Origin of the sequence: Hallerella succinigenes (genome assembly GCF_002797675.1) — a bacterium.
In the GTDB taxonomy this organism is placed as follows: Bacteria; Fibrobacterota; Fibrobacteria; order Fibrobacterales; family Fibrobacteraceae; genus Hallerella; species Hallerella succinigenes.
On the sequence record NZ_PGEX01000001.1, the window covers coordinates 2,261,988 to 2,286,872 of the forward strand.

27 protein-coding genes and 1 pseudogene are annotated in these 24,885 nt (G+C 50.3%); 13 read left to right on the top strand and 15 right to left on the bottom strand.

Annotated features, from left to right (window positions below):
- Window positions 1–56 precede the first annotated feature (56 nt).
- Both holA and greA read right to left on the bottom strand, forming a co-directional pair.
- A complete protein-coding gene (holA, locus tag BGX16_RS10385; RefSeq protein ID WP_100425966.1) occupies window positions 57–1,025 on the bottom strand; it encodes a DNA polymerase III subunit delta in 969 nt (322 codons plus the stop codon).
- A gap of 2 nt (window positions 1,026–1,027) precedes the next feature.
- On the bottom strand, window positions 1,028–1,495 hold the full coding sequence (gene greA / locus BGX16_RS10390) for a transcription elongation factor GreA (RefSeq protein WP_100425967.1): 468 nt from the start codon (window positions 1,493–1,495) through the stop codon (window positions 1,028–1,030).
- A gap of 58 nt (window positions 1,496–1,553) precedes the next feature.
- Between greA and argJ the strand changes: the two genes are divergently transcribed.
- Window positions 1,554–2,762 carry a bifunctional glutamate N-acetyltransferase/amino-acid acetyltransferase ArgJ gene (gene argJ, locus BGX16_RS10395; protein WP_100425968.1) on the top strand — a complete coding sequence of 403 codons (1,209 nt, stop codon included), beginning with the start codon at window positions 1,554–1,556 and terminating at the stop codon, window positions 2,760–2,762.
- Between the two features lie 54 nt (window positions 2,763–2,816).
- On the opposite strand, the gene BGX16_RS10400 is transcribed toward argJ, so the two are convergent.
- From BGX16_RS10400 to BGX16_RS10450, 11 genes are all read right to left on the bottom strand, one after another.
- A complete protein-coding gene (locus BGX16_RS10400; protein ID WP_100425969.1) occupies window positions 2,817–4,100 on the bottom strand; it encodes a tRNA (N(6)-L-threonylcarbamoyladenosine(37)-C(2))-methylthiotransferase in 1,284 nt (427 codons plus the stop codon).
- Window positions 4,079–5,500, bottom strand: a complete 1,422-nt coding sequence (locus BGX16_RS10405; protein ID WP_100425970.1) for a SpoIID/LytB domain-containing protein — start codon at window positions 5,498–5,500, stop codon at window positions 4,079–4,081. The genes BGX16_RS10400 and BGX16_RS10405 overlap by 22 nt, the downstream gene beginning before the upstream one ends.
- The gene (def, locus tag BGX16_RS10410; protein WP_100425971.1) at window positions 5,497–6,045 is read right to left on the bottom strand and encodes a peptide deformylase; all 549 of its coding nucleotides are present in this window, start codon (window positions 6,043–6,045) and stop codon (window positions 5,497–5,499) included. The genes BGX16_RS10405 and def overlap by 4 nt, the downstream gene beginning before the upstream one ends.
- Window positions 6,046–6,048: 3 nt before the next feature.
- Window positions 6,049–6,411: a preprotein translocase subunit YajC gene (gene yajC, locus BGX16_RS10415; protein ID WP_100425972.1), complete on the bottom strand. Its 363-nt coding sequence runs from the start codon at window positions 6,409–6,411 to the stop codon at window positions 6,049–6,051.
- Window positions 6,412–6,475: 64 nt separating this feature from the next.
- Window positions 6,476–7,432 carry a cyclic nucleotide-binding domain-containing protein gene (locus tag BGX16_RS10420; RefSeq protein WP_100425973.1) on the bottom strand — a complete coding sequence of 319 codons (957 nt, stop codon included), beginning with the start codon at window positions 7,430–7,432 and terminating at the stop codon, window positions 6,476–6,478.
- Entirely contained in the window at window positions 7,429–8,352 is a 924-nt protein-coding gene (locus BGX16_RS10425) for a Crp/Fnr family transcriptional regulator (RefSeq protein WP_100425974.1), read from the bottom strand. Before BGX16_RS10425 ends, BGX16_RS10420 begins: the two co-directional genes overlap by 4 nt.
- 18 nt (window positions 8,353–8,370) lie before the next feature.
- Complete coding sequence (rplS, locus tag BGX16_RS10430; protein WP_100425975.1) at window positions 8,371–8,721, bottom strand: 50S ribosomal protein L19; 351 nt, start codon at window positions 8,719–8,721, stop codon at window positions 8,371–8,373.
- Window positions 8,722–8,736: 15 nt separating this feature from the next.
- Window positions 8,737–9,444 carry a tRNA (guanosine(37)-N1)-methyltransferase TrmD gene (gene trmD, locus BGX16_RS10435; protein ID WP_241899534.1) on the bottom strand — a complete coding sequence of 236 codons (708 nt, stop codon included), beginning with the start codon at window positions 9,442–9,444 and terminating at the stop codon, window positions 8,737–8,739.
- Complete coding sequence (rimM, locus tag BGX16_RS10440; RefSeq protein WP_100425976.1) at window positions 9,441–9,980, bottom strand: ribosome maturation factor RimM; 540 nt, start codon at window positions 9,978–9,980, stop codon at window positions 9,441–9,443. Before rimM ends, trmD begins: the two co-directional genes overlap by 4 nt.
- Before the next feature lie 62 nt (window positions 9,981–10,042).
- Window positions 10,043–10,444: a 30S ribosomal protein S16 gene (gene rpsP / locus BGX16_RS10445; RefSeq protein ID WP_100425977.1), complete on the bottom strand. Its 402-nt coding sequence runs from the start codon at window positions 10,442–10,444 to the stop codon at window positions 10,043–10,045.
- Window positions 10,445–10,559: 115 nt separating this feature from the next.
- Window positions 10,560–13,019, bottom strand: a complete 2,460-nt coding sequence (locus tag BGX16_RS10450) for a U32 family peptidase (RefSeq protein WP_100425978.1) — start codon at window positions 13,017–13,019, stop codon at window positions 10,560–10,562.
- Between the two features lie 133 nt (window positions 13,020–13,152).
- On the opposite strand from BGX16_RS10450, the gene BGX16_RS10460 reads away from it, so the two are divergent.
- The 3 genes and pseudogenes from BGX16_RS10460 to BGX16_RS15100 form a co-directional block, all read left to right on the top strand.
- Complete coding sequence (locus BGX16_RS10460; protein WP_157797988.1) at window positions 13,153–14,130, top strand: hypothetical protein; 978 nt, start codon at window positions 13,153–13,155, stop codon at window positions 14,128–14,130.
- 89 nt (window positions 14,131–14,219) lie between these two features.
- Window positions 14,220–15,185, top strand: a complete 966-nt coding sequence (locus tag BGX16_RS10465; protein ID WP_100425981.1) for a histidine phosphatase family protein — start codon at window positions 14,220–14,222, stop codon at window positions 15,183–15,185.
- 55 nt (window positions 15,186–15,240) lie between these two features.
- Window positions 15,241–15,348: pseudogene (locus BGX16_RS15100) on the top strand (bile acid:sodium symporter family protein); the annotation flags it as partial.
- Window positions 15,349–15,441: 93 nt separating this feature from the next.
- Here BGX16_RS15100 and BGX16_RS15030 read toward each other — a convergent pair.
- The gene (locus tag BGX16_RS15030; RefSeq protein ID WP_241899592.1) at window positions 15,442–15,660 is read right to left on the bottom strand and encodes a hypothetical protein; all 219 of its coding nucleotides are present in this window, start codon (window positions 15,658–15,660) and stop codon (window positions 15,442–15,444) included.
- Window positions 15,661–15,765: 105 nt separating this feature from the next.
- Between BGX16_RS15030 and BGX16_RS10475 the strand changes: the two genes are divergently transcribed.
- The 5 genes from BGX16_RS10475 to BGX16_RS10495 all read left to right on the top strand — a co-directional run bounded on the left by BGX16_RS10475 (window position 15,766) and on the right by BGX16_RS10495 (window position 19,613).
- A complete protein-coding gene (locus tag BGX16_RS10475; RefSeq protein ID WP_100425983.1) occupies window positions 15,766–16,785 on the top strand; it encodes an Rpn family recombination-promoting nuclease/putative transposase in 1,020 nt (339 codons plus the stop codon).
- 307 nt (window positions 16,786–17,092) lie between these two features.
- A complete protein-coding gene (locus tag BGX16_RS10480; RefSeq protein WP_100425984.1) occupies window positions 17,093–17,302 on the top strand; it encodes a hypothetical protein in 210 nt (69 codons plus the stop codon).
- Window positions 17,302–17,961 carry a M50 family metallopeptidase gene (locus BGX16_RS10485; RefSeq protein WP_100425985.1) on the top strand — a complete coding sequence of 220 codons (660 nt, stop codon included), beginning with the start codon at window positions 17,302–17,304 and terminating at the stop codon, window positions 17,959–17,961. Before BGX16_RS10480 ends, BGX16_RS10485 begins: the two co-directional genes overlap by 1 nt.
- Window positions 17,958–19,217, top strand: a complete 1,260-nt coding sequence (locus tag BGX16_RS10490) for an amidohydrolase (protein WP_100425986.1) — start codon at window positions 17,958–17,960, stop codon at window positions 19,215–19,217. Before BGX16_RS10485 ends, BGX16_RS10490 begins: the two co-directional genes overlap by 4 nt.
- Window positions 19,218–19,220: 3 nt before the next feature.
- A complete protein-coding gene (locus BGX16_RS10495; RefSeq protein ID WP_100425987.1) occupies window positions 19,221–19,613 on the top strand; it encodes a GtrA family protein in 393 nt (130 codons plus the stop codon).
- 3 nt (window positions 19,614–19,616) lie between these two features.
- On the opposite strand, the gene BGX16_RS10500 is transcribed toward BGX16_RS10495, so the two are convergent.
- Window positions 19,617–20,852 (bottom strand): aminotransferase class V-fold PLP-dependent enzyme, encoded by a 1,236-nt coding sequence (locus tag BGX16_RS10500; RefSeq protein WP_100425988.1) that lies wholly within the window; start codon window positions 20,850–20,852, stop codon window positions 19,617–19,619.
- A gap of 60 nt (window positions 20,853–20,912) precedes the next feature.
- Here BGX16_RS10500 and BGX16_RS10505 point away from each other — a divergent pair, with 60 nt between their 5' ends.
- The 4 genes from BGX16_RS10505 to BGX16_RS10520 all read left to right on the top strand — a co-directional run bounded on the left by BGX16_RS10505 (window position 20,913) and on the right by BGX16_RS10520 (window position 24,885).
- Complete coding sequence (locus BGX16_RS10505; protein ID WP_100425989.1) at window positions 20,913–21,500, top strand: xanthine phosphoribosyltransferase; 588 nt, start codon at window positions 20,913–20,915, stop codon at window positions 21,498–21,500.
- A 10-nt stretch (window positions 21,501–21,510) separates the two neighbouring features.
- Window positions 21,511–22,824: a nucleobase:cation symporter-2 family protein gene (locus tag BGX16_RS10510; protein WP_100425990.1), complete on the top strand. Its 1,314-nt coding sequence runs from the start codon at window positions 21,511–21,513 to the stop codon at window positions 22,822–22,824.
- Window positions 22,825–22,885: 61 nt separating this feature from the next.
- The gene (locus BGX16_RS10515) at window positions 22,886–23,740 is read left to right on the top strand and encodes a hypothetical protein (protein WP_100425991.1); all 855 of its coding nucleotides are present in this window, start codon (window positions 22,886–22,888) and stop codon (window positions 23,738–23,740) included.
- 47 nt (window positions 23,741–23,787) lie between these two features.
- A complete protein-coding gene (locus BGX16_RS10520) occupies window positions 23,788–24,885 on the top strand; it encodes an FISUMP domain-containing protein (protein ID WP_198514906.1) in 1,098 nt (365 codons plus the stop codon).

Here is a 24,885-nt window from a genome sequence, read left to right on the forward strand (position 1 = left end):
GGGAGCAGTCTCGCACAATCGTGCGAGTTTTTTTTCTTTTAGGGGCATTTTTGAAACTAGCGAACGACGAGTGCGGCAAGGGAAAGTTCCAGTCCCATGCGGCTGTCGCAGATACCGTTCTTGATATCGCTGTCGAGTTCGCCCAAGCGTTTAATGACACGGCAAAGCAATTGCGGAGACCAGTTCAACGCTTTGCGCGGTTCGTTCAATTTTTTTTCGAAGAGCCACGGGTTTGCGCCAAGCGCCGCGGCGATATCCTTTGCGGCCATCTTACGACCGAGCATGGTGCGAATGTGCAGCAAGCGTACTGCGTAGGCTTCCAATGCGGAAATGATTTGAATGCCTTCTACGCCCGCATCCAAAAGTTCGCGAAGTTTTTTCGTGTAGGCGATAGGATTTCGATCCCCGAAGGACTCGCGAATTTCAAAAGCGGCGATTTCACGCTGTGGCGCAATCATTAATTTCGCTTGGTCAAGCGAGATGACTTGGCCTTCCGGATCAAGAAGCAGAATTTTTTTGAGCTCGGCATCGATTAGAGCCTGGTCCGTTCCCAGTGCGTCGGCAACGTATTCCGCAGCGAGTGCATCTATGCGGCGACCCAGGTCGATTTCGCAGTGCGAAGTAATCCACTTCGCTATTTCATAGTCGCGCGGGGACTTGCATTCCTTGAAGGTCGCGAAGTCGGCGAGCGATTTGTATAGCTTGCTCGTTTTGAGAAGCTTTTCAAAATCTAAAAGGAGGTTCGCGTCTGGTTTGGTCTTGAACCAGGACTCGAGGGCTGCGGTATCGTCCGCTTTTAAGCTTTCTGCTTTGCGGACGACGACCGTCTGTTCGCTCGCAAAGAGCGAACAGGAATCGCAGGCTTCGATGACGGCGTCTGCCACGGAAGGCAGGTTCGAATCGTTTGCAAAGAGAATCTTGCGGGCGAGAGGGTCGTCCTTGCGGTCTCCCAAAGTTTTTTCGAGGAACTGCCCGATGAGGCGTTCCTTTTCAAAATCACTGTCACCGATCAGGACGACGATCATGGTTACTGCACGTCCAGAACTTCGAAGACGTTCTTGCCCTTCGGGGTGATGACTTCAACGGTGTCGCCCTTCTTCTTGCCAAGGAGAGCCTTGCCGATCGGGCTTGTAAAGCTGATCTTGCCGTTGATGGCGTCCACGCCTTCCGGCGAGACGATCGTGTAGGTGATTTCGCGGTTGTTCTTCTTATTGTGAAGTTTGACCGTGGCGCCGAACTTGATTTCGCCGCCCTGGCTTGCGTCATACTTGATAATCACGGCGCGAGCGACGCGGTCTTCCAAGTAGTTGATGCGGGATTCGATTTCGCCCTGACGGTCCTTGGCCGCATGGTATGCGAAGTTTTCGCTCAAATCGCCCTGTGCACGCGCCTCAGCGATTTCATCGATGATCTTTGGGCGTTCTACTTTTTTTAAATTTTCCAATTCTTGTTTGAGTTGGTCGTAAGTTTCTTGAGTAACAGGTATATTATCCATGCTCGGAAAGTTATAAATTTTCAGTGCCTGCGACAAACGGGCAAAGGAAGTAAGATATATGTTGACGATGCTGAAAGATGGCGGTGTCTGTTCTCCGAAAGGATTTACCGCTTCTGCTTACACGGCAGGAATTAAGGCGAGTGGAAAGCCGGATATGGCCCTTCTCAAAAGTGAAAAGGCTGCTCGCTGCTTTGCCGTTTTCACAACGAACAAGGTGAAGGCCGCTCCGGTCCTTTATGACAAGTCTGTCCTGGAACACGCGCACTTTGCTTCGGCAGTTGTCGTCAATAGCGGTAACGCAAACGCTTGCACGGGTCCTCAAGGGCTTGCCGACAGCGAACGCACGGCCACACTCGTCGAAGAACAGCTCGGCCTTGCACCGCGCAGCGTGCTCGTTTGCAGCACGGGAGTTATCGGTCATCTGATGCCGATGGATAAGGTGGAAGCTGCGATTCCGCATTTGGTAAAGGGCCTGCACGCAGGCGCTTCCGATGAATTCGGAACGGCTATCCTCACGACCGACCGCGTCAAGAAGTCCCTTGCCGTCGAGATCGAAACATCGATGGGTAAGGTCACGGTGGGCGGTTGCTGCAAGGGCAGTGGCATGATCCATCCGAACATGGCGACGATGCTCGCCTTTATCACCACGGACCTTGGGCTTCCGCTTGACTTCTTCGCTGAATTCCGCGCAGACATTTCCGACTCTTTCAACGCGATTACCGTCGATGGTGACACAAGCACGAACGACACCTGCATCTTGCTTGCAAACGGCGTTTCGGGCATCAAGTATGAAGATCTTTCCATTAGCGAAAAGAGCGAATTCCGCGCCGCCTTGATGACGGTGATGAAGGAACTCGCAAAGGACATCGCTCGGGATGGTGAAGGTGCAACGAAGTTCATCGAAATTCGGATTGAAAAAGCCGAAAGCCATGCGGAAGCTTTAAAGATGGCTCGATTTATCGGTACGAGTAACCTTGCTAAGTGCGCCATGTTCGGCGAAGACCCGAACTGGGGACGTATCCTTTCGAGCGCCGGTTCGAGTGGCGTGAATATGGTCGCTGAACAGACGGATCTTTATTTTGGGGACGTGAAGGTTCTTGAAGCGGGCCGTCCGATCGCCTGCGATCAGAAAAAGCTCGAAGAAGTCGTGAAGCAGAAGGAATACGCAGTGACCGTCGTGCTGAACATCGGTGAAGCAAGCGCCTCTGCATATACCTGCGATTTAAGCTACGAATACGTGAAGATTAACGCCGAATACACGACCTAATCTTTTGTGAATTTCAAAAAGGAAATCGTCGGCGCCGGTCGGCGATTTTTCTTTTTAAACGAGAACTTCCGCTAGGAGTGCGAATGTTTCCGCGTCGCGAATTTTTACGTCCAAGGTTTGCCCGATGGGGAAGTTCCCTTGCAACGCCACGGGTCTGTAAGCGTCGTCTCGGGCGATGGTCGTCCCCGCCCGCATCCCGACCTTTTCGACTGTCACCCGTTCTACTTTTCCGATGCACGAACGGTTGTTCTCTAAAGCGATCTGCTGAAAAACTTGGGCGAGTTCCGCGGAGCGCGCATAGCGCTCCTCTTTCAGAACTCCGTTCTTCAAGGCGAAGGCAGGTGTGCCTTCGCGCGGAACGAACCGTGTGATGTTACAAATGGACGGTCGCGTTTCCTTCACCAGTCGAACGCTTTCTTCAAAGTCTTCGCGAGTTTCTCCGGGGAAGGCGACGATGATGTCTGTGCCAAGAGTCATTTCGGGGAATCGTGTCCTAAATGCTTTGGCGATTTGCAGATATTCCTTGTGCGTGTGTCTGCGGTTCATCGCTTTAAGAATGCGGTCGCTGCCGCTTTGTACGGGAATGTGGACGAACTTATACAGGTGCTCGTCTTCGAAGGATTCGAGGAGCGCTTCTAAATAGCGCAGCACGTGCCGCGGATTTCCCATGCCCAGGCGAATCTTGTAATCGCCTGGAACGTGAACGATAATTTGTTGCAAAAGTGCGGCGAGATTGGTATGCAGGTCAAAGCCGTAGCAGCTTGTATCTTGGCCTGTCAAAAAGATTTCTTTTGCACCCGCTTCCACTTTGCGTTGCACACGGCGCACAATCGAATCGGGGGCAGCGCTTTTCAAAACGCCTTTGACAAGTCGTGTGGAGCAGTAAGAGCAGGCATCAAGACAGCCTTCTTCAATATTCACAAGCCCGATTCCCGCATGGCTTTGCAAGTCAGGGATTTCTTGTACCTTTGAATTTGTGGCACTTAATTTGTGCGCGAATTCTTGGAAGGCTGCTTCGTTTTTGTGCGCATCTTTAGGCCCAAAACAAAAATCCGGAAACAGCTGGACCAAGGCGCGTTTTAAATCATCCGTTGCGCATCCCGTTACCCACACAGGCACATTTTCAAATTGCGAACGAATCTTTTTGGCAAGCTTTGTCGCACTTGTAATCCCTTTGACTGTACAAGCGTTTAAGACAATTGCATCCGGAGTCTCGGAAGGCATTTCGAATTGAACGGCAAAGCCTTCGCGGGCAAATCGTTCACCGATTTCTTCGCCGTCTCCAAAATTTGCGGCGCAACCTTCACTTAAGACGGCTACTTTCCGCTGGAGATGCATTGAAGCGTAGCTCCGGGGTAGTAAGCTTCGAGAATTTCCTTGAAGCTTTGACCGGCCTTTGCACGGGCGCGGGCGCCCATTTGGCACATACCGATGCCGTGGCCAAAGCCCGAACCATCGATCACCCAGACCTTGCCGTTCTTTTCAATTTTGAATTTGGCGGACGGAAGGATTTTGGAACCTTCCTGGAAGAGCCAACGGGTTCTGTCGCCTTTGACGGTAAAGACTCCCTTGTTGGTCAGAACTTCAAGTTCGTTTACACGGCCACCCGGAAACGTGGACTTGATTTCAATCTGTTGAATTCCGCTAAAGTTCGACTTGCCTACGGCGCGGGATTCCTTCAAGTTCTTTTTGAATATCGAAACTAATTCTTTTTCACTGTAGACCTTTTTCCAGGTGCTGTAGGAACTGGATTCGCACCACGCCGAATCGGCGTTCTTCATATCGTTTTGGCTTTGCAGATACGGAACGGGAGAAAGTCCCCACACTTCGACTCCTTCGGTATGGCCTCCGCAAGTGGAATGGTAATAGGCTTCGATAAAGTTTCCGTTATAGGTCAGCACAATGCCAACGGTCGAATCAATGGCTGCACTCGGAAGCGGAGCTTCTCCTGCGCTGCCGTTGTAAACCTGATCCTGCACGGTCGCGTAGACGTCAAATCCCAAAGAAGCGCGAGAATTGAAATGGTGGTAAGCGTAAGTGCGAGCCGCCACCGCCTGAACCTTGAGCGCTTCGAACATCGAAGCATCGAGCTTGCCGATTTCATGCGGCACAACGCCCTTCAAATAATCTTCGACCGGGAGAACGTTGATCACGTTTAGCTTTTTCGCATTCTTCACAACGAGTATTTTGCCGCGGTACTCCTTGCCGTTTACAGAAAGGCGCGAGCCTTCACCCGGGAACACCCACAGCGAATCGGACTTCGACGGCGAAACCTTCATCGAACCGGACTTCTTTTTGCCCTGCGTCGAATCGGCGGTCGTCGAAACGATGTAATCGTTGCCGGAAATTTCTGCTTTGGAAACGCTCACCAGAATGCCCACGCGGAAGTCGCGCTGTAAAGCTTCTGGAAGCTGCATCACGGACAGGTCTTTTAAAAGGCTCGCAGACGACGCCCCTGGTTCGGCGGCGGTCGTATCTGCAGCAGGAGCAATCGGAGCAAAGGCTGCGGTCGTTGTCGAATCTGGAATGGAATCTTCGGCGTTTTCCGGAGCCATCGCCACAAAAGGCTTTTGCACCGTGGAATCCGCTTCTGCGGTCACGCTCGAAGAACTTTCCGCAAGGAAACTGGATGAGGATTCCGCTGTCTGAGCATCTTCAGGCGGATCGGTCACGAGAGGAGGCAGGGGTGCGCAACTGACGAGACCGGCTGCGAGGAACAACAGCGGAAAACGCTTCATCTTTTTTTTGCTCCAGACTTTTTCTTTTCTTTCTTGGCCATGTCGCGGAGCTTTGAACGGTTGAGTTCGCGATCCGCAGTCGAAATCACGTCCACGAAGAGTTTTCCTTCCAAGTGGTCTGTTTCGTGCTGGAAACAGCGGCAAAGAAGGCCTTCGACATTGTGTTCTTCGACGGTTTCGCCGTTTTCGTTCATGTACTTGATCCAGATCTTGCCCGGACGGTAAACGTTGCAGAAAACGTCGGGAACGGAAAGACAGCCTTCGTCGTAAGGTTCATTTTTCGAATCGGGTTCAGGACCCCATTCCGGGTTAAAGATAATGCGCGGAGCAGGCTGTTCGTCTTCGTCAGGGCGAGCAGGGTCGATCACCACAAGGCGCATGTCCTTGCCGACCTGCGGGGCTGCGAGACCGACACCACCTGCGTCGTACATGGTATCGAGCATATCGTGAGCAAGAGCGACGAGCTCCGGCGTCACCTTTTCCACCGGCTTGCACTTAACGCGCAAAACGGGATTTCCGTAAATCGTGATATCTAAAACGGCCATTGTTTACTTCTTGTCCGCAGCCTTGTCTTCTGCGTTCAAGACGCGAGCGATAGCGGCCTGTTCGAAATCGAGAATGGTGCTGTTGCCTGTCTTCACGGTCACCGTGGTACCTTCCACGTTCGTCACCGTGCCGATGATGCCGGCAGCGGTCAAAACCTGGTCGCCCTTCTTCAAAGCCTTACGCATCGCGTCGAGCTTCTTCATTTCCTTCTGCTTCGGCATGATGAAGAACAAGTACATCACGACGAACATGAGAATGAACGGGAGAAGGCCCATGAACATGGAACCCTGTGGCTGTTCTGCACCGGCTTCCTGTGCAAAGGCGGATGCGGCGAAAACGAGGGCGAGGAGAGCGGAATATTTCATAACAATCCTTTGATTAAAATGGAATGTTCCCAATTTAGAAAAAACTGTAGGGTGTAGGTCGGAATTAGGCGTGATTCATCGCTTCTAAAAGCCGTTTGTCGAGCAACGGATAGACGCGGTTCAGTTCCACCAGATCCTTGACGGCTTCGAGTTCAGCGTAGAAGAATTCGATCTTTGAAAAATCGACCGTGGTAAAGCTGGGCGATGTGTACAGGTACCCGCAGTGGATTAGGTTTTCAAATCCGCGACGTCTGAATCCCAGGGCGGGGAAAAGGCGCTTGTAAGCGGCTTCAAAATTCTTCGCCGTCACAAAGGTGCTGCCTTGCTTTTCAAAGCCTTTCGTCTTGGCCGCAGAAATAAAGGCGGTCAGGAGCGTCTGCTCGTTTGCCGACAGCAGAGACTGTGGAAGATTCTTGTTCGTCATCCGCAAAAACAGGGTGCGGTAAAGCAACGCCGGAAGGTTCTTGCGGTAAAAGTGAATTTGTGTGTTTTCACCGGGAAGGAGCTCGGCAATGCCAAGGCCGCACAGACCGCGGAGAAGTTCAAAGGTTTCGTTGTAGCCGAGACCGTTGACTACGCGCAAATCATCGATCATCGGTTCCAAATCGAAGGTGTCTTTTTTGACGTGGCGAATGTAGCGTGCGCAAAGGAAAAAGAGCGTCGGCAGAGCGTGAATTTTGTCGAGCTTCGCCTTGTTTTCTTTTAAAACTTGTTTGCGCTTGGCGAGAATGCTTAAAATCTGCGGAAACCAAACAGGAAGCTTTTCCGTTGCCGCCTGCAGGTCTTCTTTGGAAACTTCTTCCACGTCCACGGATTCCATGGCGCGGAGGGTGTACGGGTATGGTTGCTTGTGAAAAAGCGCTTCAATGCCGACGACGGAACGCGGGCCCACAGTGCCTTCGTTGCGAAGCTTGGAACCTTCCTTCTTTTGAATCAAAAGCTCGCCCTTGTGAACGACAAAGAGCTTCTGGATTTCACTGCCTTCCTTGAACAGGATGTCGCGGGAATGGAGCTTTTTCATGAGAGCCCCCGAATGTTGTGTTCCGCGTGGAGTGCGCTCAGGTAGCGGTCGAGCATTTCCGTTTCGAGGAAGAGCTTTTCCGAGTCTTCGGAAAGTTCGCTAAAGATGCCGAGTTCCACAAAGCGAATGATCACAATTATATCTGCCTTGGGAGTGGCGAGCTGCAAGTACTTAAGCCAATCTTTGCGGGAACGGGTGAAGAGCGAATCTTCAAGACCCAAGAATTCAAGGCAGGAACGTTCACGTGGCGAAAGTCCAAATGGGGGATAGGTTTCCCCGTGGCGCTCCGAGCGTAGATAGTCCACAAGGATGTGGAAAAGCTTTGGCTTTACAAGCAACATTTGGGCGTTCGGCTTTCCGTCTGCGCCCGGTTTGAGTTTGACAAACTGGCGACGGATCAGCTCCTTGAGGGCCTTTGCCGTTTCGTCCTTGCTTGCGCGGCTTTGCCACATGTATTCCTTGACCACCGTGGCTGTATCCAAAGGCTTGTTTTCGGCGCGGAGGGCGAGGAACTTGGCAAAGCTTTCAAGAGAATTCTTGTAATTCGGTTTGACCGCAGCCTGCTTTAGCTGCTGCATATCCTTGACGATCGAGTTGATCGTGGCGAGCATCCACGCAGGGGCCGCTTTGAGGACGGCTCCGAGGCATTTCTGATCGATCTTTACCAGAGTCGAATCTTTGCCTGCGCGTATATGATATGCGAAAGGCGTCCCATCCATCACGGAGGTGACGCCAATCAGAGATCCTTGCGGAATGGACTTCAGAATTTGATTATCGTCAAAGGCTTCAAGTAAGCCTTCTTCGACAAAGAGCATTTCGGAAGTCTTTTGACCTTTTTTAAAAACAACAAAACCCGCTTGAACGGTAAAACGCTCAAACGGGAAATTCAAGTCGCTTGTAACGGGATTGCCCGAAATCAACGGGAACCGCCGGTCAAATTAGTCTTCGCGCTTTTCGATACGAGCAGCCTTGCCCTGGAGCTTACGCATGTAGTAAATACGAGCTTGGTGGACCTTACCTGCGCGGTTGATTTCGAAAGAAGCGATACGCGGGCTGTGAACCGGGAAGATACGTTCGATGGCAACGCCGTCGGTCGTCTTGCGAACGGTAACGGTTGCGCCAAGGCCTGTATTCTTCTTCATCTGAATGACAACACCCTTGAACGGCTGGATGCGTTCCTTGCTGCCTTCGAGAACCTTCACGTTAACCGTGATGGTGTCGCCGGTACGAATTGCCGGAATATCCGTTTTCTTGTTTTCGTTCTGAATTGCTTCGATGTTAAGGGACATATTCTGTGACCTCTGTTATTGTGTGCCAAATTTAGTATCTATTTGCAATTTTTCGTAGATGTCCGGGCGTCTTTCTTTAGTTCTTTTTAAAGATTCTGCCGTTCTCCACTCGGAAATTCGCTTATGATGCCCCGAAAGGAGCACCTCAGGGACGGATTTTCCTTCAAAAACCTCTGGTCTGGTATAGACGGGCCAGCCGAGAGGTCCCTGAGCAAAAGAGTCTGTGTCTCCGGATTCCTTGTGACCGAGAGCTCCCGGTAGGAGCCTGACCACTGCATCGGTCAAAAGCATGGCCGGAAGTTCGCCACCGCTTACGACAAAGTCGCCGATGGAAATTTCCATGTCCACGTAATCTTCACGGATACGTTCGTCGATTCCCTTGTAATGACCACAGACGAGTACCAGGTGGCTTTCTTTCGAAAGGTCCGATACGATCTTGTGGGTCAAAGGGACGCCGTCCGCCGTGAGATAGATGACCTTGCCCCCATCTTCCTTGACGTGCGTGCTTTGGATGGCACGAGCCAGGGGTTCCGGTCGGAGCACCATGCCCGGTTCGCCACCGTAGGGCGAATCGTCTACCTGACCGTATTCGTTCACGGCGAAGTTGCGGAGATAGATCGTGTTGAACGAAAAAAGCTCGTTCTTCTGGGCTCTGCCGATAATGGAATGTTCTAACGGTGCGAACATTTCGGGGAAGATGGTGATGCATTCGATCTTCATCATCCAACCCTCATGTCGAAAAGCTTGGCGAGGAACGCTTCCGAAATTTGTACGGTGCGTTTTTCGCTGTCGATTTCACCGACGCATTCCTTGATCCACGGGGCGAGGATCTCGCTTCCTTTGTATGTAAAACGGAATGCGTTTACACTGGGAAGCTGCTCTACCGAAAGGACGCTCCCGATAACCGATCCGGAGTCTCCGATAATGGAGAAACCTTCGAGGTCCGAGAAGTAATATTTGCCTTCGGGTGCGGGAATCCGTTCTTCCATGGGAACGCCGATGTCCGCATTCACCAAGTTCTGCACGGCTTCCGACGAATCGTAACCCTTGAACTTGAGAATCCAGATATCGTTTGCAACGCGAGCGCTTTCCACTTCGAGAGCGAGAGTCGAAGCTTTTATAAGCGCAAAGACCGTCGTGAACTTTTTACAACGGTTCAAATCGTGCGTCTGGGGTGCACACTTGATTTCGCCCTTGAATCCGTGGGTTCTCATCAAATGGCCAACGACGACCAGGTCTTTTGCGTGAACGTTTTCCATGTTTCAAAAGAAAACCCCGTGCATTTTATGCGGCACAGGGTTCTGCATTCATAGACTTTGGATTAAGCCTGAGCGTCAGCGGCCGGAGCTTCCTTCGCAGCCTTTTCAGCTTCGAGACGTGCCTTAGCCTTCGGACCGAGCTTAGCCTTCTTTTCCTTAGCAGCACGCGGAGTAGCGTTCTTGCCTTCGATGGAACGGCCAGCCTTGAGTTCGTGGAAGAGGTCCATGATGCCGACCTTCTTGAGGAGGGAAGCGACGGTATCAGACGGCTGAGCACCAGTCTTGAGCCACTTGAGAACCTTTTCCTGATCGAAAGCGATCACCGGCTGCTTGTGGTTCGGATCGTAGAAACCGACCTGTTCGATGAAACTATCGTTACGAGCCTTACGGTTGTCGATGACGACTGCACGATAGACGGAGTGGTGACGCTTGCCAAAACGGGCGAGACGGATAACTGTAGACATTAAAAGTACCTCTTGTTGAGTTCGGGACCAAATATAGAAAGAAATTCAAAAAAATCCGTCATTTGATAACAAATTAATTTAAAAAAGTTTAAAATTGGCGTTTTTTGACGAATTTTTAAGCTTTTTTACGGTCCTTCCAAACTTCGGTATGGAAAAGTTGACCCTGGGAAACGCCGTATTTCTCTTCGGCGCCAATCAGTTTGGCCGCGGTCGCAAGCGAAAGCTTGCCACGGATCGCTTGTGCGTAAAGGCGGGTCTTGTCGGCGACTTCGTTTGCGCTTTCTTCGAGCATTTCAAGGCGGAACTTGCGCACGCCGAGCTTTTTGAAGGCCGGGACAAGGTTCAGCGCGGACTGCGGGCGCTCCAGGTATAGCGTGTTGCGGCATTCCGCATCGGGAACGAGCGAGTGCAAGGCTCCTTTGTGATCGAGAATGTCGATATGATGCTTGGAACAAATCTGTTTGCAGTAGGGGAACCTTTCGGCGCTAGTCAGGTTTGCCGCGTATAGGCAATGCTCCATGTAGAAGGCGGGCAAATGCTCAAAGACCGAGACTTCAAAGTGAGCGCCGCCGAAGTTTTCCAAAAGCTTTTCTGTGCCGATCGCATTTAGGTCAAGCGACGGATGCAAGGAGCGCAGGCCCTGTGAAAGGAACCATTCCGCAGAAAGGATGTTCGAAACGTTCAGGCTGTAATCGCCTTCGAGCGGAATTCCGGAATCTTGCAAATAAACGAGGGCGCCTGGATTTCGCACCAGAATAAAGTCCGGCTTGAGATCGACGAGCTTTTTCAAGTTCTGCGTTTCGCCCTCTTTTAAAACGCGAATCGTGGCGACGCCCGCCTGAAACCCGAGTTCGCGAACGCGTTCCATCGGCTTCTTGTAATCCACGCCCCAGTCAAGGTCCAAGATTACACGGTCGATGTCCAAGCCTTGGAGCATTTCAAGCTGCTTCGGGTTGCGGACGAGAACCGTAATCTGCTCCGATTCTTCTGCAGAATTTTGATATGCGGAACGGGCGTTTGCGATCAGAGCCCTGCCGCGTTCTGCCGAGGCTTCGGACGGGTGGCTTTCAAAACGTGCGTTGTCGAGAGCTTCGACTGCCGCCTTGCGTAAATTGCGCACTTCCTTGTCGATTACAAAAGCGTCGCTTGGAATGTCTTCGCGTATTTCGTTTGCAAAGTAAGCGGTGCCGGTAAGAGCCGAAAGTTCTTTTTGGATGCGTGCCGAATTGTCGCGCGGAGTCTTGGCGCGTTCTAGAGTCTTTTCGGATTGGACTTGGACTTTGTGCCCGTCCGAGTCTTGGATTTCCAAAGAAAGCGGTTCGCCATAGTTTGCGAACAGGCGCATTTTCACGGGGAACTTGAGTTCGTTTTTTCGTTCGGCAAAAGTCCTGTGTAAACGTTTTTCCATCGCCGGGGAATCGTTGCGGAAGGCGCTCATGCCCGGATGTACACGGCGAAAATCAAAGATGTTCCCGAATTCGAGAAGGGTCTTGTCGCCGTTAAACTTGTAACTGAAAAGACGGCTGCCTGCAGAGTTTTCTTCGCCCGGATCTTCAAAAAGAATTCCGTCGCCCGCTTCCAAAGGATGGCGGCCTTCCACGAGGACGCTCTTGCGGTCTACACGGATGACCTTTCCCAAGTACATGCCGTGGTGATTTGAAAAGGTACCGTTGACTAGGGTCTGCTGATTCACGCCGCGGAGCCAGCCCGCATGCAAGCCTCTCGAAAAGAGCACTTCCAAAGGCTCGCGATTCTTTTCGCTCACGGAACCCTTGTCGAGTTTTTCTCGGAAAGCGATGGTCGTTGCCGCCACGTATTCCGGACTCTTCAAGCGGCCTTCGATTTTAAACGATTTGACTCCGATCTTTTTTAATTCATCGAGTTCATCGATTGCGGAAAGGTCGCGCGGGCTGAACAGATAGCGCTTGCCGTGCAAATCGAAAGGCTTTCCGTCCACAAGCATCTTGTACGGAAGGCGACAGCTCTGGGCGCACTGCCCACGGTTCGCGGAACGCCCACCGATATTTTCACTGGTGAGGCATTGCCCGCTGAACGAAACGCAAAGCGCTCCATGTACAAAAACTTCGAGTTCAAGCGGAGTCCGGCTCGCCACGTTCTGAATGTCTTCAAGCGACATTTCGCGGGCGAGAACGGCTCTTGTACAGCCAAGACGTTCCGCCATTTGGACGCCTTCCGCTGAAGCGATCGTCATCTGCGTCGAAGCGTGAATTTCGACTCCCGGCGCGACCGCCTTAAAAAGGCGCATCAGGCCCACATCCTGAATAATCATAGCATCCGGTTCAAGGGCCGCGATATTTTCAATAAATTCCGGCAGGGAATCAATTTCGTCTTCAAAAACCAGAATATTCATTGCGAGAAAGGTGCGCACATGGCGGATTCTCGCATAGCGGATCATCTCCCGAACGTCTTCGAAGGAAAAGTCCAGGGATCTTCCGCGGGCATTCCAGTGCGGAACGCCAAAATAAACGGCGTTAGCGCCGTTTTCCACGGCGGCGAAGAACATTTCCTTGTTGCCCACGGGGAGCATGAGTTCGAATTTTTGGGAGGCATCCATTGGTTAATAATTTAGAAAATGTTCTTAAGTATTACCATTCATCGGAAAATAGTGTTTTTTGATTTTAAATAATTTTAAATTAATCCAATCAAATTCGTCTACAAGGTGTTTTGTGTCTGTTTGGTTCCGTGGTTTGGCTAAAGTTTTCCCCATTTGCGCGATTTTCGCGTCCGTTGTGCTTGCGAATACGGATCCTTCGGCCATGGAAGCGTCTGCACCCGATACCTCGTTTCGAGTCAAAATGGAACATTCCCTGATGTTCATTGGGACGATCTTGCCGCACCGTTCGCTCCGAAATTCGGAATCGTTGCATGATTGGCCGTTTTTTGCCTTTGCGTCTCCGCTCGGGTGGAATTCGAGCCTGAAAATGGAAAAGGATGTAGGAAGCCTTGTAACAGTAAAAGGGATGACCGGATTGGGATTGACTCTGTTCGGTGTAGGGCTCCGTGCCGATGCGACGGTCGCCCTTTTGCGCCTGCTTGAACTCGGCGTGGAGGGAAGCGTCGGTTCTGCGGTCAATTTTGGATCCTACGCGACCTTTATGGGGGTATATGACCCGGATAAACAGGAGTTTTCTCCGGATCTGTTTTTAACGGAATTTTCGTATGGAGTCAAGTATCATGCCGGAATGACGCTCCCGCTCATGCTTGTGCTCCCGAAATCGGAATGGACGAGAATTTTACTCCGCCCGACTGCAGAACTCACGTATTCTGCCTATACGGGTGCAGAAGATGGGGAAGTCTGGAAAGCGGGGAGCGGGAACTATGTGAACGGCTACCATTACCGTTGGGGTGGAACCTTGATGTATATGCTTCCGTTTAAGCATGTGCCGATGGCGATGTTTGCCGCAAACGTCAGCGGATTTTTGCACGAATCGGATTTTGATGCGGTATACAAGCCTTATGATCCCACGTTCAAAACCATAACGTTGACCCCGATGTTATCGATCAAATTCGACGATAAGTGGGGCGGCATGCTCATGGGGAATTTTTCTAGGGACCGCAAGTATCGGCATTACCACTTTGAAACCGGAACGGAACTTTCGCAGGAACGCATCGGTACGGAATGGGGCCTTAAGGCGGTCATGATGACTTTAAGTCGCAAATTTTAACGAAAATCGCGTGTAACCATAAATTTGGTTTAAGAATCGGGTGCAAAAAACTAGTTTATACGCGGTTCATTATAGTTTAAGAGGATTTTATGCGCAAAGCCCTTTTCGCTCTTTCTGCCCTGTCGCTTGCCGCCGCTTTGGTTAGTTGTGGTGAATCTTCGACTTCTGCTTCGGAAGACCCGATTTCAAGTTCTAGCGAAGCAATCGGAACGGTTTCGAGCGGATCGGAAGTTTTGCTTTCGAGCGCGGCAACCGAGATTACTTCCAGTGCTTCGACCGAAGTTTCGAGCGCATCGGTGGAATCCTCCGCTTCGACTTCGACGCCTCTTGCAGTTAGCCCGGATGAAGACGGCTTTTACGCAATCGCGGATATTTACAAGGCGGCTCCTGCAACGAGCAAGATAGCCTTTATCATTCGCCATGCGGAACGTGAAGATAGCCTGGGACAGCTTTCCAATTTGACGGAAGTCGGCGTAGAACAGGCGAAGGCTTTGGGCGCAACGCTTGCAAGCGAAGAAACCTTCTATTACGGATCCACGGACTATGTGCGCACCCGTGCAACGGCTGAGTACATCGCAGAAGGCCGTGGGGAAGTCGCGACGGTCGATACCCTCGATGAAATTTTGGACGGAAACTACTTTATCGCGGTTCCGTCGGATTCTTTTGATGCGTATACGAGCACCCATGGCGGCAGCTGGACTTTCATTTCGAGATGGGCGTACAACGATACCGTTGCGAACCCGACGGTGAACGCGAATTTGAAACAGGCTTATGCGACCTATTTCTACGATCTTTTTGAACGCAAGGACCAGTTCGTTTCGGAAAATATTGTAGCAAACATTCCGAACTGGAAGCGAGTCAGCTTCCTCATTACGCACGACGTTCTGGTGGCCTCGCTGATTATTGCCGTTTCGAACCGCACGATCGATTTGCAGTTTTTCGCTTCTCGCCGCTGGGCAAATTACCTTTCGGGAATTGCCGTTGTGGTGGATGAAGAAGGCGGCGTGTTGGTTTACCCGGTACGCGGTGCCGACGTCGGTTACATGTATCCGTAGAATGTTATATGGATGGGCATGAAAACGATTGCCCATTTTTTAGCCGCTTTAGACTTTTTCTTTGGGGAAAATCTTTGGACTCGAAGCGGGACTTTTGGCCGGTGTGATTCTTGTGGGGACATGCCCGGGAGGAACTTCGAGCAATGTCATCACCTACATGAGTTGTAAATGCTATTACAAAACTAAAAAATCTGAAAGCAATTCACAACTCTTTTCTCTTAAGCTAACGACATTTCCTCCAAGTTATTGTATATTCCTAATAGTTATCGCAGTTAATCCCGCTGACAGCGTATTCGATTCGGGCGGGAAGTTGAACTATCTGCTTGAAGTCGTCACCCTTTGCGAACTTGACACGTCGCAAATCGAGACAGTTGCCCTGTGGGGAACCGGCCCCGTGGCTATCAACGTAGAGCACCGTCTGCAAACGCAGACGTAAAACCTTGTCGCAACAGGTTTGCAAACGACCAATATCCATTGTGGAAAAAGGTTGTTGGTGCTCTGCCAATGCTTATGGTGATTTGCAAACTATAACTATAACCTCAGCACAGGAGATTTCCGCGTAGTCGGAAAGCAACTTTATATGAATCGTACACAACACGAAGCATTGCTTGAAGCGATGAAAATGGATGCCAAAAACCTTGTAAAATATCGAAAGATTTACAAGTATGCCTATCTTCTCTGTGACAGTGTTTTTAAAATCGTCTTTGCAGAAGAAAAAGGTCATTCCCTTTTGATTTCTCTTGTCAATGCGATGCTTGATTTGCACGGAGATTCGGCGATTAAGAGTATATCTCTTGAAATGCAGGAATACCCAGGAATTTTCAACAAGAAAAATTGCATCCTGGACATCATTGGCACGACCAATGCCGGGGAGAAGGTTTTGGTCGAAGTTCAGCAGCAAGGCGATAAATATTTTCGCGATCGCGTTGAGTATTATATTTCACGGGTGATCGAAAATCAGGTCCACAAGAATGAAAAGTATGAACTTCCGCAAATTTACTTCATCGGCCTTTTGGATTTTGAAATGTTCCCCGAAGAGCCCGCGGAATACATTCATCATGTAGATGAAATGTGCCATGGCAAGAAATTTTTCCCGAAAATTCAAAAAGTTTTCGTCGAAATCGAAAAATTCTTTGAACTTGAAAATGCGGGAACCTCCAAGGATGATGATTCCGAAGCGGCCCAGTGGCTTCGCGCTATCAAGGCGATAGTCAAGGAAGAACCGGTACCCCAAAAGATTCTGTCCAACGAAACTTTTCAACAGTTGATTAGTTCTGTAGAATTGAGTAATTTTGAAGAAGAACTTTTCAACCTTGAGGTAAAGAACATGACGGATCTGAAGGCTCAGCACGAAATCGGCTTCGCAGAAGGCAAAGAACAAGGCTTTGCGGAGGGCATGACGGAAGGCTTTGCAGAAGGTAAGACAGAAGGCTTTGCAGAAGGTAAGACGGAAGGCTTTGCGGAAGGTGAAAAGGCTGAAAGGGCTAGAGCCGAAAAAGAAAAACGTGAGTTGGCTAAAGGCTTGCGAGAGGATGGCGTCCCGATGGAGATTATTGCTCGCAGGACAGGTCTTCCGATGGATGAAATCGAAAAGCTCTAATTGCGGGAAAGCCTTACATTGCCATCATCATAGCGCCTGCGGTGATAATGGCGATGTTTGCGAGCAGCAGATCCCATTCGGCAATCAATTTTTTGAACATAAAGAATCTCCTTTGTTTGCAATGACAAGTTAGATTCTTTGTTTGTCAAAATTTGTCGTTTTGTGCGGTCGGTGAACGTAAAAAAGCCACTCTTGCGAGAGACCTTTTTGGAAAGGGTTGCGGAATATGCCCGAAATGGGGAAGTCGCGACTATTCCTCACGTTTTTTTGCGATTTTGTTTTATATTCGTTTGAAAATAAAGGATATATGATGCGTAAGGTTCTTCTTGCAGTTTGTGCCGTCGGCTTTTTGTTTGCATGCTCCGATCCGGAAGCGGAAATGGCGATTTTCCAAAAGCAACAGGAAGTGGCAGGGCTTGAGTCCCAGATTGAAAAGACAAAGTCCATGCTGGACAGCTTAAAGGCGAAAGACGCTAAGCTTCGGCAGGAACTGGATACTTTGGACATGGTCCGCTAATGAAAGTCCTTTGCACCTTTGTCGGTGCGCCGTTGCTTTTGCTTTTGGCGTTCGCTTTTGGAGATTCTCTTTGGCAAGGCTATGGCGCGTTTGTAGAAAACTGGAAGATTTTCCAGTTTGAATTCTACGGCGTGGTTGCGTATTTTGCTTTGCGCGTGGTTCTCTTTGCTTTTCGGCGCAATCTGGAGTTTGCCGAGACCTTTTGCCACGAGCTGAACCATACGGTTTTTGCCGTTCTTTCGTTTCATAAGGTGGAATCCTTTTTTGCGCATGCGGATGAGGGCGGGCAGGTGACTTTTTACGGGAACACGAATCCGGTGATTTCGCTTGCGCCGTACACGTTTCCGCTCTTTGCCTTTGTGATGGCGTGGATTTCCTTGATTCTGATTCCCGAGGCGCGGATCGTGGCGCAGGGACTTGTCGGTTTCTTTTTGATGTTCCACCTGGTGAGCGTGTTTCATGAGGCGCGTCCGCGGCAGACGGATTTGAAGGAATTCGGTTACGCGTTTTCGTATGCGGCGATCCTGTTTGCGAATCTGTTTTGGGTGCCGGTCGTTGCTTGGCTTTCGGCGGGCGGCGTTTCTTTGGCTTGGGCGTGGGCAAAGTCGGGTTTTGAAGTCGCCTGGAACTGGGGAACTTATCTTTGGAGTTTTGTATGAGTCAGTTGTTGCTGAAATCGGTGTGGTTGGAAAATGAACGTCGGGATATCCGGATTGCGGATGGTGTTTTTAAAACGATCGCTCCTGCAGGAACTTTGACTGCGGATGTTCCGAATGTTTATGAATTGGACTGCCGTCACATGGCGATTGTTCCGGCGTTTTACAATACGCATACGCATGCGGCGATGACTTTTATTCGGGGCCTCGCAGACGATGTACCGTTAAAGGTGTGGCTCGAAAAGCATATTTGGCCACGCGAGGCGAAGCTTTCTGCCGATGACGTTTATGTGGCTTCGAAGTATGCGATTCTTGAAATGATCCGTTCGGGGACCGTCTTTTTTGCGGACATGTACTGGCACAGGACGCAGACGATTCGGGCCGCGGAAGAGATGGGCGTTCGCGCTTCGATCGGCGTTACCTTTGCCGATGTGCTGAAGCCCGATACGAGCGAAAATGTGCAGTTCCTTGCCGAGAATGTTTCGAAGTATCAGAACCGCATTCGTTTGGCGGTGGCGCCGCACGCGATTTACACGAATACGGCTCGGAGCTTGAAGATGTGCGCGGAATGTTCCGAAAAATATCGGATCCCGTTGCACGTGCATTTGGCGGAAACGCGCGGCGAAGAAAAGGGAAGCGTTGATTCAACGGAAGGAAGATCTCCCGTGGAATATCTGGATTCCTTGGGGCTGCTTTCGAACCGCACGGTGGCCGCTCACGTGGTGTACGTTTCCGAAAAGGATTTGGATATTTTGACAGAACGCGGCGTGACCGTAGCGCACAATCCCTGTTCGAACATGAAGCTTGCAAGCGGAACGTTCAATGCAAAGCCTTTTGTGGACCGTGGCATTCGACTTTCGCTCGGCACGGACGGCGCATCTTCGAACAACAATCTCGACATGCGTGAAGAAATGAAGTTCGCATCGCTGCTCGCGAAAATGACTTCGGGCGATTCGACGCTCCTTTCTGCAAAAGAAACGCTAAAGATTGCGACACAGAACGGTGCCGAAGCTTTTGGATTCCACGCTGGGAAAATCGAAGAAGGCTGGCTTGCCGATGCTTTACTGCTCAATTTAAAGGCTCCGTGCTTTGCCGTGGGCGACGTGATTTCGAACTGGGTGTATGCGGCGAATTCCTCGGTGATCGATACGGTCATTTGTGACGGAAACATTTTGATGCAGCACCGCGTAATTCCTTTTGCAGACGATATCGAAAAGGAATTTAGGGAGCGATTTAACGAGTCCCGCTGGAGGCTATAAGCGATGTGGAACTTTATCAAGTACAATCTGATCGGTGTGGTGAATACGCTCATCACGCTCATGGTGGTTTGGGTTTTGTACGAGCTTTTGCACTGGAATCTGGAGCTTTCGAACTTTTTAGGCTTTGTCGCGGGCGGCGTGAATTCTTACATCATGAATCGCCGTTTGAATTTTAAGAGCCATAACAAGAAACGTTCGGAAGTGATGCGCTTTGTAATCGTGTTCCTTTGCGCTTACCTGGTGAACCTGTTCGTGCTGGAGTCTTTGAAAGACGCTCTTCCGTCGGCAGGGGATTTTTTAAGCGCGGGCTATTTGGCGAACATTCTTGCGAACGTCGCCTATGTAGTCGTGAGCTTTGCCCTGTATCGTTACTTTGTTTTTCGAAAAAGGAATTAGGAATTAAAGGGCGAAGATGCGGTTTACGCGCAAGAGCCCTTCGACGAGCCTGTCGATTTCCCACTTTTGCGTGTAGGCGCCAAAGCTTGCGCGGATTGTTGCCGGAACGTTAAAACGTTTCATTACCGGTTGAGCGCAGTGATGCCCGCTGCGAACGGCGATGCCGTCTTCGTCTAAAAGCGTCGCTGCATCGTGCGGGTGGGCGGAATCCAGGGTGAAACTGAGCAGGGAACCGCGGTGCTTGGGTGCGCCTAAAATGTGCAATCCCGGAACTTCGCGAAGTTTTTCTTCCGCATATTTCAAAATTTCTTGTTCGTGCTGGTATATCGCTTCAATTCCGACCTGGTTTAACCAGTCGATGGCGGCTCCAAGGCCAATGACTTCGGCGATAGGAGGCGTTCCTGCCTCGAAACGGTCTGGCGGAAGGGCGAAGGTTGTTTTTTCGAACGTGACTTGGTCGATCATTTCGCCACCACCTTCGAGAGGCGGCATGCTTTCTAAAATTTCATATTTGCCGTAAAGAACGCCGATGCCCGTGGGACCGTACATTTTGTGGCCAGAAAAGGCTAAGAAATCGCAGTCCAGGTCCTGAACATCGATCTTGACATGAGGAGCGCTTTGGGCTGCGTCGACGAGAACCTTGATCGACGGGTCAATCTGACGGATGGTCCGGATGATTTCCTTGACCGGATTTTCCGTTCCGATGGTGTTGCTGATGTGCGCAAAGGCGACGATTTTTGTCTTGCCCGGAATGACAAGCTCGGGGATCTTTTCAAGGATCAAGTCTCCATTGTCGGCAACGGGGATTACCTTGATTTTGGCTCCGCGTTCTTCGGCAATGAGCTGCCACGATACGATGTTTGCGTGATGTTCCAGGGCGCTGATGACGATTTCGTCATCGGCTTTTAAGTACTTCCGTCCATAACTCCAAGCGGCTAGGTTGATGCTCGCCGTTGTGCCGCGGGTGAAAACGATTTCGCTTTCGCGTTTGGCGTTAATGAACTGGGCGGCTTTTTTCCGAGCGGATTCGTAGGCGTCCGTCGTTTGGGCGGCCATCGAGTAGACTCCGCGTTTGATCGAACTGTAATGCTTGCGATAGAAATTGTCCATCGCGTTGATGACGAATTCGGGCTTTTGGGTCGTCGCAGTGCTGTCGAGGAACGCGAAAGGCTTCGGATCCTTATCGTGGAGTGCGAGAACTGGGAATTGATTGCGGATTTTTTCTACATCGTAGTTCATTGCCGTAGAAAATAAAAAAATAACAAGTGAAATAATAGGGATTTTTTTAATTTTTCGCGCATGAATTTTCTAGAAGCAAAGATCCTTGCCGATGGCGTTGTCAAGCCCGGCAACGTTTTGAAAGTTGACAGTTTCTTGAATCATCAAATCGATATTCGACTGATGAAAAAAATCGGTGAAGAAATCAAGCGCCGGTTTTCGGATGTGGAATTCAATAAGGTTTTGACGATCGAATCGAGCGGAATCGCAATTGCCTCCGCTGTCGCCTATGTGAACGAAATCCCGGTGGTCTTTGCAAAAAAAGGTCAGACGGTGAACAGCACCGATGACAAGTATGTGGCAAAGGCTTATTCCTTTACGCATAAAAAGTATAACGAAATCTTTGTTTCGAAGCCTTATGTAAAGCCCACGGATAAGATTTTGATCGTGGACGATTTTTTGGCGGATGGCGAAGCGAGTGCCGCCTTGATCGATCTTGTCAAGCAGGCTCATGCTGAACTGGTGGGCGTGGGAATTGCCATCGAAAAGGGAATGCAGCCGGGCGGTGCAAAGCTCCGGGCGGCAGGCGTTCGACTCGAATCCTTGGCCATTGTCGAAAGTATGGATGCGGAAAGCGGCTTTATCCAGTTCCGTGAACAGGAATCTTAATTTCTAAAAAATGACGACGAAATCTTCTGAAAATCTTTATACGCTAGACGGCAGAGTTCCATTGTTCAAGGCCCTTCCTTTTGGGCTTCAGCACGTGCTTGCCATGTTTGTGAGCAACATTACGCCAATTATCATTTTGGCGAATGTGGTGGGAATCGAAAAAGGCGTGACGGCGTCCTTGATTCAAAACTGCATGATCATTGCGAGTATCGGTACGCTGATTCAGCTGTATCCGATTTGGAAAATCGGTTCTCGTTTGCCGATTGTGATGGGCTTAAGTTTTACATTCCTTTCGGTGGCGATTTCCATTGGAACGACGCAGGGAATGGGAACTTTGATGGGCGCTGTCATTGTGGGCGGTATCGTTGAAGGTTTGCTCGGACTTTGTGCGAAGTATTGGCTAAAGCTGATTCCGCATGTTGTGGCGGCTACAGTGGTGACGTCGATTGGCTTTTCGCTGCTCCCGATTGGGGCGAATTCCTTTGCCGGTGGTGTTGGGGCTTCGAACTTCGGCGCTGCAGAAAACTGGATCGTCGGTAGTGTGACGCTTCTTGTGTGCCTTTTAACGCAAATTTTTGCAAAAGGCTTTTTGCGTTCGCTATCGGTTTTGGTCGGTTTGGTCGTCGGCTATATTCTTGCGCTCTGCATGGGAATGGTCGATTTTTCGGGCGTGATGGATTGCAGCATCATCTCCCTGCCGACGTTCCTTCCTTTTAAGCCGGAATTCCATGTGGGGCCGATCCTTTCGATCATTGCGATTTACCTTGTGTCGGCGACGGAAACCGTAGGCGATACGAGTGCCTTGGTGAATGGCGCGTTGAAGCGCCAGATTCATAAGGTCGAAATGGGCGGAGCGATTAGTTGCGATGGCTTTGTCAGTTCTATTTCGGGACTTTTTGGCTGTACGCCGATTACGTCTTTTAGCCAGAACGTGGGACTTGCTTCGCTTTCGGGCGTGGTGAACCGTTTTGCGATTGGAACGAGTGCCGTGGTGATGCTCCTTGGGGGAATTTTCCCGCCGTTTGGTCGCTTGCTTTCGACGATTCCGCAGGCGGTGCTCGGGGGCTGTACCATTATGATGTTCGGCTCGATTTTGTTTGCCGGCTTCGGGATGATGGCCAAAAGCGGTTTCTCTCAGCGGAACATGATCATTACGAGTCTTTCGCTTAGCGTGGGGCTCGGGTTTACATCGGCATCTAAAATGTTCGAAATTTTTCCGCAGATCGTGCAGATGATTTTTGCGGAGAACTGCGTGGCAGTCGTGTTCCTGCTCGCTGTCATTTTGAATCTGGTCCTTCCGAAAGAAAATTCATTTTCCAAATAAATCGGAGTGGGGCCAGTCGTAAAGCCAATGATATCAGAATGTCAAAACCAGTGGAATTTTTATGCAGAAAGAATTTGACGAAGCTCTGGAAAACCTGAAGAACATCGAAGTCGTGGACGAACCGTCTGCGGCTTGTTACAACGAACAGTTCAAGACTCTCATCGGCAAAACGATGCAGATTGTGAGCGAAACGGATTACGACGCTTTGGTGCAGGCGAAAACCGAAGACATCGAAAAGAAGTATTCCGCCAAGGTCGAATTCAGCGACGCGGCTACGGATGCCTATAAAAAGCTCCGTGAACTCGTGCGTTTTGAAATGCTCCACGAAACGCTTTTCGCCGGCAAGGAATTCGAAGTCTGCTGCACCGAAAGCAACTTTGCTCAGGCGATGAACAAGCTCCGCCCGGAAATTTCGAAGCTCTTGCCAGAAGATACAAAGGAAGCCGTCGAATCAATCGGATACTCCCTCTATTCCGACTTTACCAAGTATCTCGTCTGCAGCGCATTCGACATGGTTGCCGACATGAAAATTTTTGAAATGCCGGAATTCCGTCCGTTGCAGCTGAATGCTCTCGGCAAGGAAGTACGCACGAATGTGAACGTGATTCGCCAGCAGAAAAACAAGCCTCAAAAGTCCCAGGTTTTGACGGACTGGTTCCTTACCGTGATGGTTCTCCCAGGCCTGCTTTTGCGCAAGCTTTATTCGGTGAGCCTTGTCGAAATGTTCGAAGTGGAACAGAAACAGACGGACAATGCCGCGCACCTATTCAATATTTTCCAGAAGCGTATGGCTGCTTTTTCTGCAGGCGTTGAATATCAGATTTTGCAGGAGTTCCTTGTACCTCTTGGAATGGCTGACTGCTTTACGGTGCGTCCAAAGTTGAAAGACAAGCCGAAGGGTGGTTACATCCATTAACCAAAACTGAATTTTCTATATTCTTTTGTATGAAAAAAATCTTTTTGATGTCGGTTCTTTTTATGGCGAGCTTTGCGATGGCCGCCGCTCCAAAAATTTCTAAGGCTTGCTCCAAGGCAAAAGGCGAACAGGCTTGTTCTGAATCTCTGATCGCTCTTGCGGAACAGGGTAAGGCTGGGGATACCACTGCGATTGAACTTTACGGTAAAACCCTTGAAGTCATCCGCAAAAACAAAAAGTTCATGAAACCGGTGATGGTCCAGGTAGATACCCTCATCTGGGAAAAATGCAAAAAGAAAGAAAAACAGGCTTGCCTTGATGCCTGCATCGCTCGCACCGATTCTTCTTTTACCCGTGAAGACGCTCCGGATTCTGCAACGTGTGCCGCTACGCCGCAAAAGCTCGTGGCCAAAAAGGTGAGTGTTCCGACTCCTTCGCCGATGGCGCTCTTGATCGATTCGCTTTCGATCGATGCATTCTGGGAGGCTCCGTTTTATGTGGCGAACAACTGGCTTGCCGCAGTCGGGGATTCTGTGATTCCGTCGATAGATTCTGCGGTCACGTTCCTTACGGGTAACGATCCTGCGGACTTTATTTACGCTCGAAGAAAGTTCCACCTTTGCGATGCTTACGGGGATTCTTTGAATGTGCGCTTGGATTCTTTGGAAGCTCCGGTTCGCTGCCCGGTCATCGGTAGCGTCGTCGATCCGCGTGATAACAAGATGTATCGTGTGGAACGGTTTGGCGAAAAAATCTGGATGATTGACAATATCTCTTTTGAAATCCCGGATTCTTCCGCTTGCTATGACGGTGATTCCTTGAACTGCGAAAAGTACGGTCGCCTTTATACTTTTGGATCGGCGCAACTCGCTTGCCCAGAAGGTTTCCACGTGGCGACGGATGAAGAATTTGATGCCCTTTCTGCGGTGGATGTGGCGGACTTCTCGGTGACGGTGCAGTTCGGCGGTTACTTTAACCAGAACGGCATTTGCACTCTCGCTGACGAAGGCACTTACTTCTGGACTTCGACTGAAGAAGACGCTTCTCGCGGATTCGTGCGAAATCTTTTTTCGGATGCAATCAATTTGGATAAGGCTTCCGTCGATAAGCGCTTTGGACTTTCCGTGCGCTGCGTGCAGGAATAA

Excerpts from the sequence above, each read along its gene's own strand:
- holA (WP_100425966.1), bottom strand. The coding sequence starts at position 1,025 with ATGATCGTCGTCCTGATCGGTGACAGTGATTTTGAAAAGGAACGCCTC.
- greA (WP_100425967.1), bottom strand. The coding sequence starts at position 1,495 with ATGGATAATATACCTGTTACTCAAGAAACTTACGACCAACTCAAACAA.
- argJ (WP_100425968.1), top strand. The coding sequence starts at position 1,554 with ATGTTGACGATGCTGAAAGATGGCGGTGTCTGTTCTCCGAAAGGATTT.
- BGX16_RS10400 (WP_100425969.1), bottom strand. The coding sequence starts at position 4,100 with ATGCATCTCCAGCGGAAAGTAGCCGTCTTAAGTGAAGGTTGCGCCGCA.
- BGX16_RS10405 (WP_100425970.1), bottom strand. The coding sequence starts at position 5,500 with ATGAAGCGTTTTCCGCTGTTGTTCCTCGCAGCCGGTCTCGTCAGTTGC.
- def (WP_100425971.1), bottom strand. The coding sequence starts at position 6,045 with ATGGCCGTTTTAGATATCACGATTTACGGAAATCCCGTTTTGCGCGTT.
- yajC (WP_100425972.1), bottom strand. The coding sequence starts at position 6,411 with ATGAAATATTCCGCTCTCCTCGCCCTCGTTTTCGCCGCATCCGCCTTT.
- BGX16_RS10420 (WP_100425973.1), bottom strand. The coding sequence starts at position 7,432 with ATGAAAAAGCTCCATTCCCGCGACATCCTGTTCAAGGAAGGCAGTGAA.
- rplS (WP_100425975.1), bottom strand. The coding sequence starts at position 8,721 with ATGTCCCTTAACATCGAAGCAATTCAGAACGAAAACAAGAAAACGGAT.
- trmD (WP_241899534.1), bottom strand. The coding sequence starts at position 9,444 with ATGATGAAGATCGAATGCATCACCATCTTCCCCGAAATGTTCGCACCG.
- rimM (WP_100425976.1), bottom strand. The coding sequence starts at position 9,980 with ATGGAAAACGTTCACGCAAAAGACCTGGTCGTCGTTGGCCATTTGATG.
- rpsP (WP_100425977.1), bottom strand. The coding sequence starts at position 10,444 with ATGTCTACAGTTATCCGTCTCGCCCGTTTTGGCAAGCGTCACCACTCC.
- BGX16_RS10450 (WP_100425978.1), bottom strand. The coding sequence starts at position 13,019 with ATGGATGCCTCCCAAAAATTCGAACTCATGCTCCCCGTGGGCAACAAG.
- BGX16_RS10465 (WP_100425981.1), top strand. The coding sequence starts at position 14,220 with ATGCGCAAAGCCCTTTTCGCTCTTTCTGCCCTGTCGCTTGCCGCCGCT.
- BGX16_RS15030 (WP_241899592.1), bottom strand. The coding sequence starts at position 15,660 with ATGGATATTGGTCGTTTGCAAACCTGTTGCGACAAGGTTTTACGTCTG.
- BGX16_RS10475 (WP_100425983.1), top strand. The coding sequence starts at position 15,766 with ATGAATCGTACACAACACGAAGCATTGCTTGAAGCGATGAAAATGGAT.
- BGX16_RS10480 (WP_100425984.1), top strand. The coding sequence starts at position 17,093 with ATGATGCGTAAGGTTCTTCTTGCAGTTTGTGCCGTCGGCTTTTTGTTT.
- BGX16_RS10485 (WP_100425985.1), top strand. The coding sequence starts at position 17,302 with ATGAAAGTCCTTTGCACCTTTGTCGGTGCGCCGTTGCTTTTGCTTTTG.
- BGX16_RS10490 (WP_100425986.1), top strand. The coding sequence starts at position 17,958 with ATGAGTCAGTTGTTGCTGAAATCGGTGTGGTTGGAAAATGAACGTCGG.
- BGX16_RS10495 (WP_100425987.1), top strand. The coding sequence starts at position 19,221 with ATGTGGAACTTTATCAAGTACAATCTGATCGGTGTGGTGAATACGCTC.
- BGX16_RS10500 (WP_100425988.1), bottom strand. The coding sequence starts at position 20,852 with ATGAACTACGATGTAGAAAAAATCCGCAATCAATTCCCAGTTCTCGCA.
- BGX16_RS10505 (WP_100425989.1), top strand. The coding sequence starts at position 20,913 with ATGAATTTTCTAGAAGCAAAGATCCTTGCCGATGGCGTTGTCAAGCCC.
- BGX16_RS10510 (WP_100425990.1), top strand. The coding sequence starts at position 21,511 with ATGACGACGAAATCTTCTGAAAATCTTTATACGCTAGACGGCAGAGTT.
- BGX16_RS10515 (WP_100425991.1), top strand. The coding sequence starts at position 22,886 with ATGCAGAAAGAATTTGACGAAGCTCTGGAAAACCTGAAGAACATCGAA.
- BGX16_RS10520 (WP_198514906.1), top strand. The coding sequence starts at position 23,788 with ATGTCGGTTCTTTTTATGGCGAGCTTTGCGATGGCCGCCGCTCCAAAA.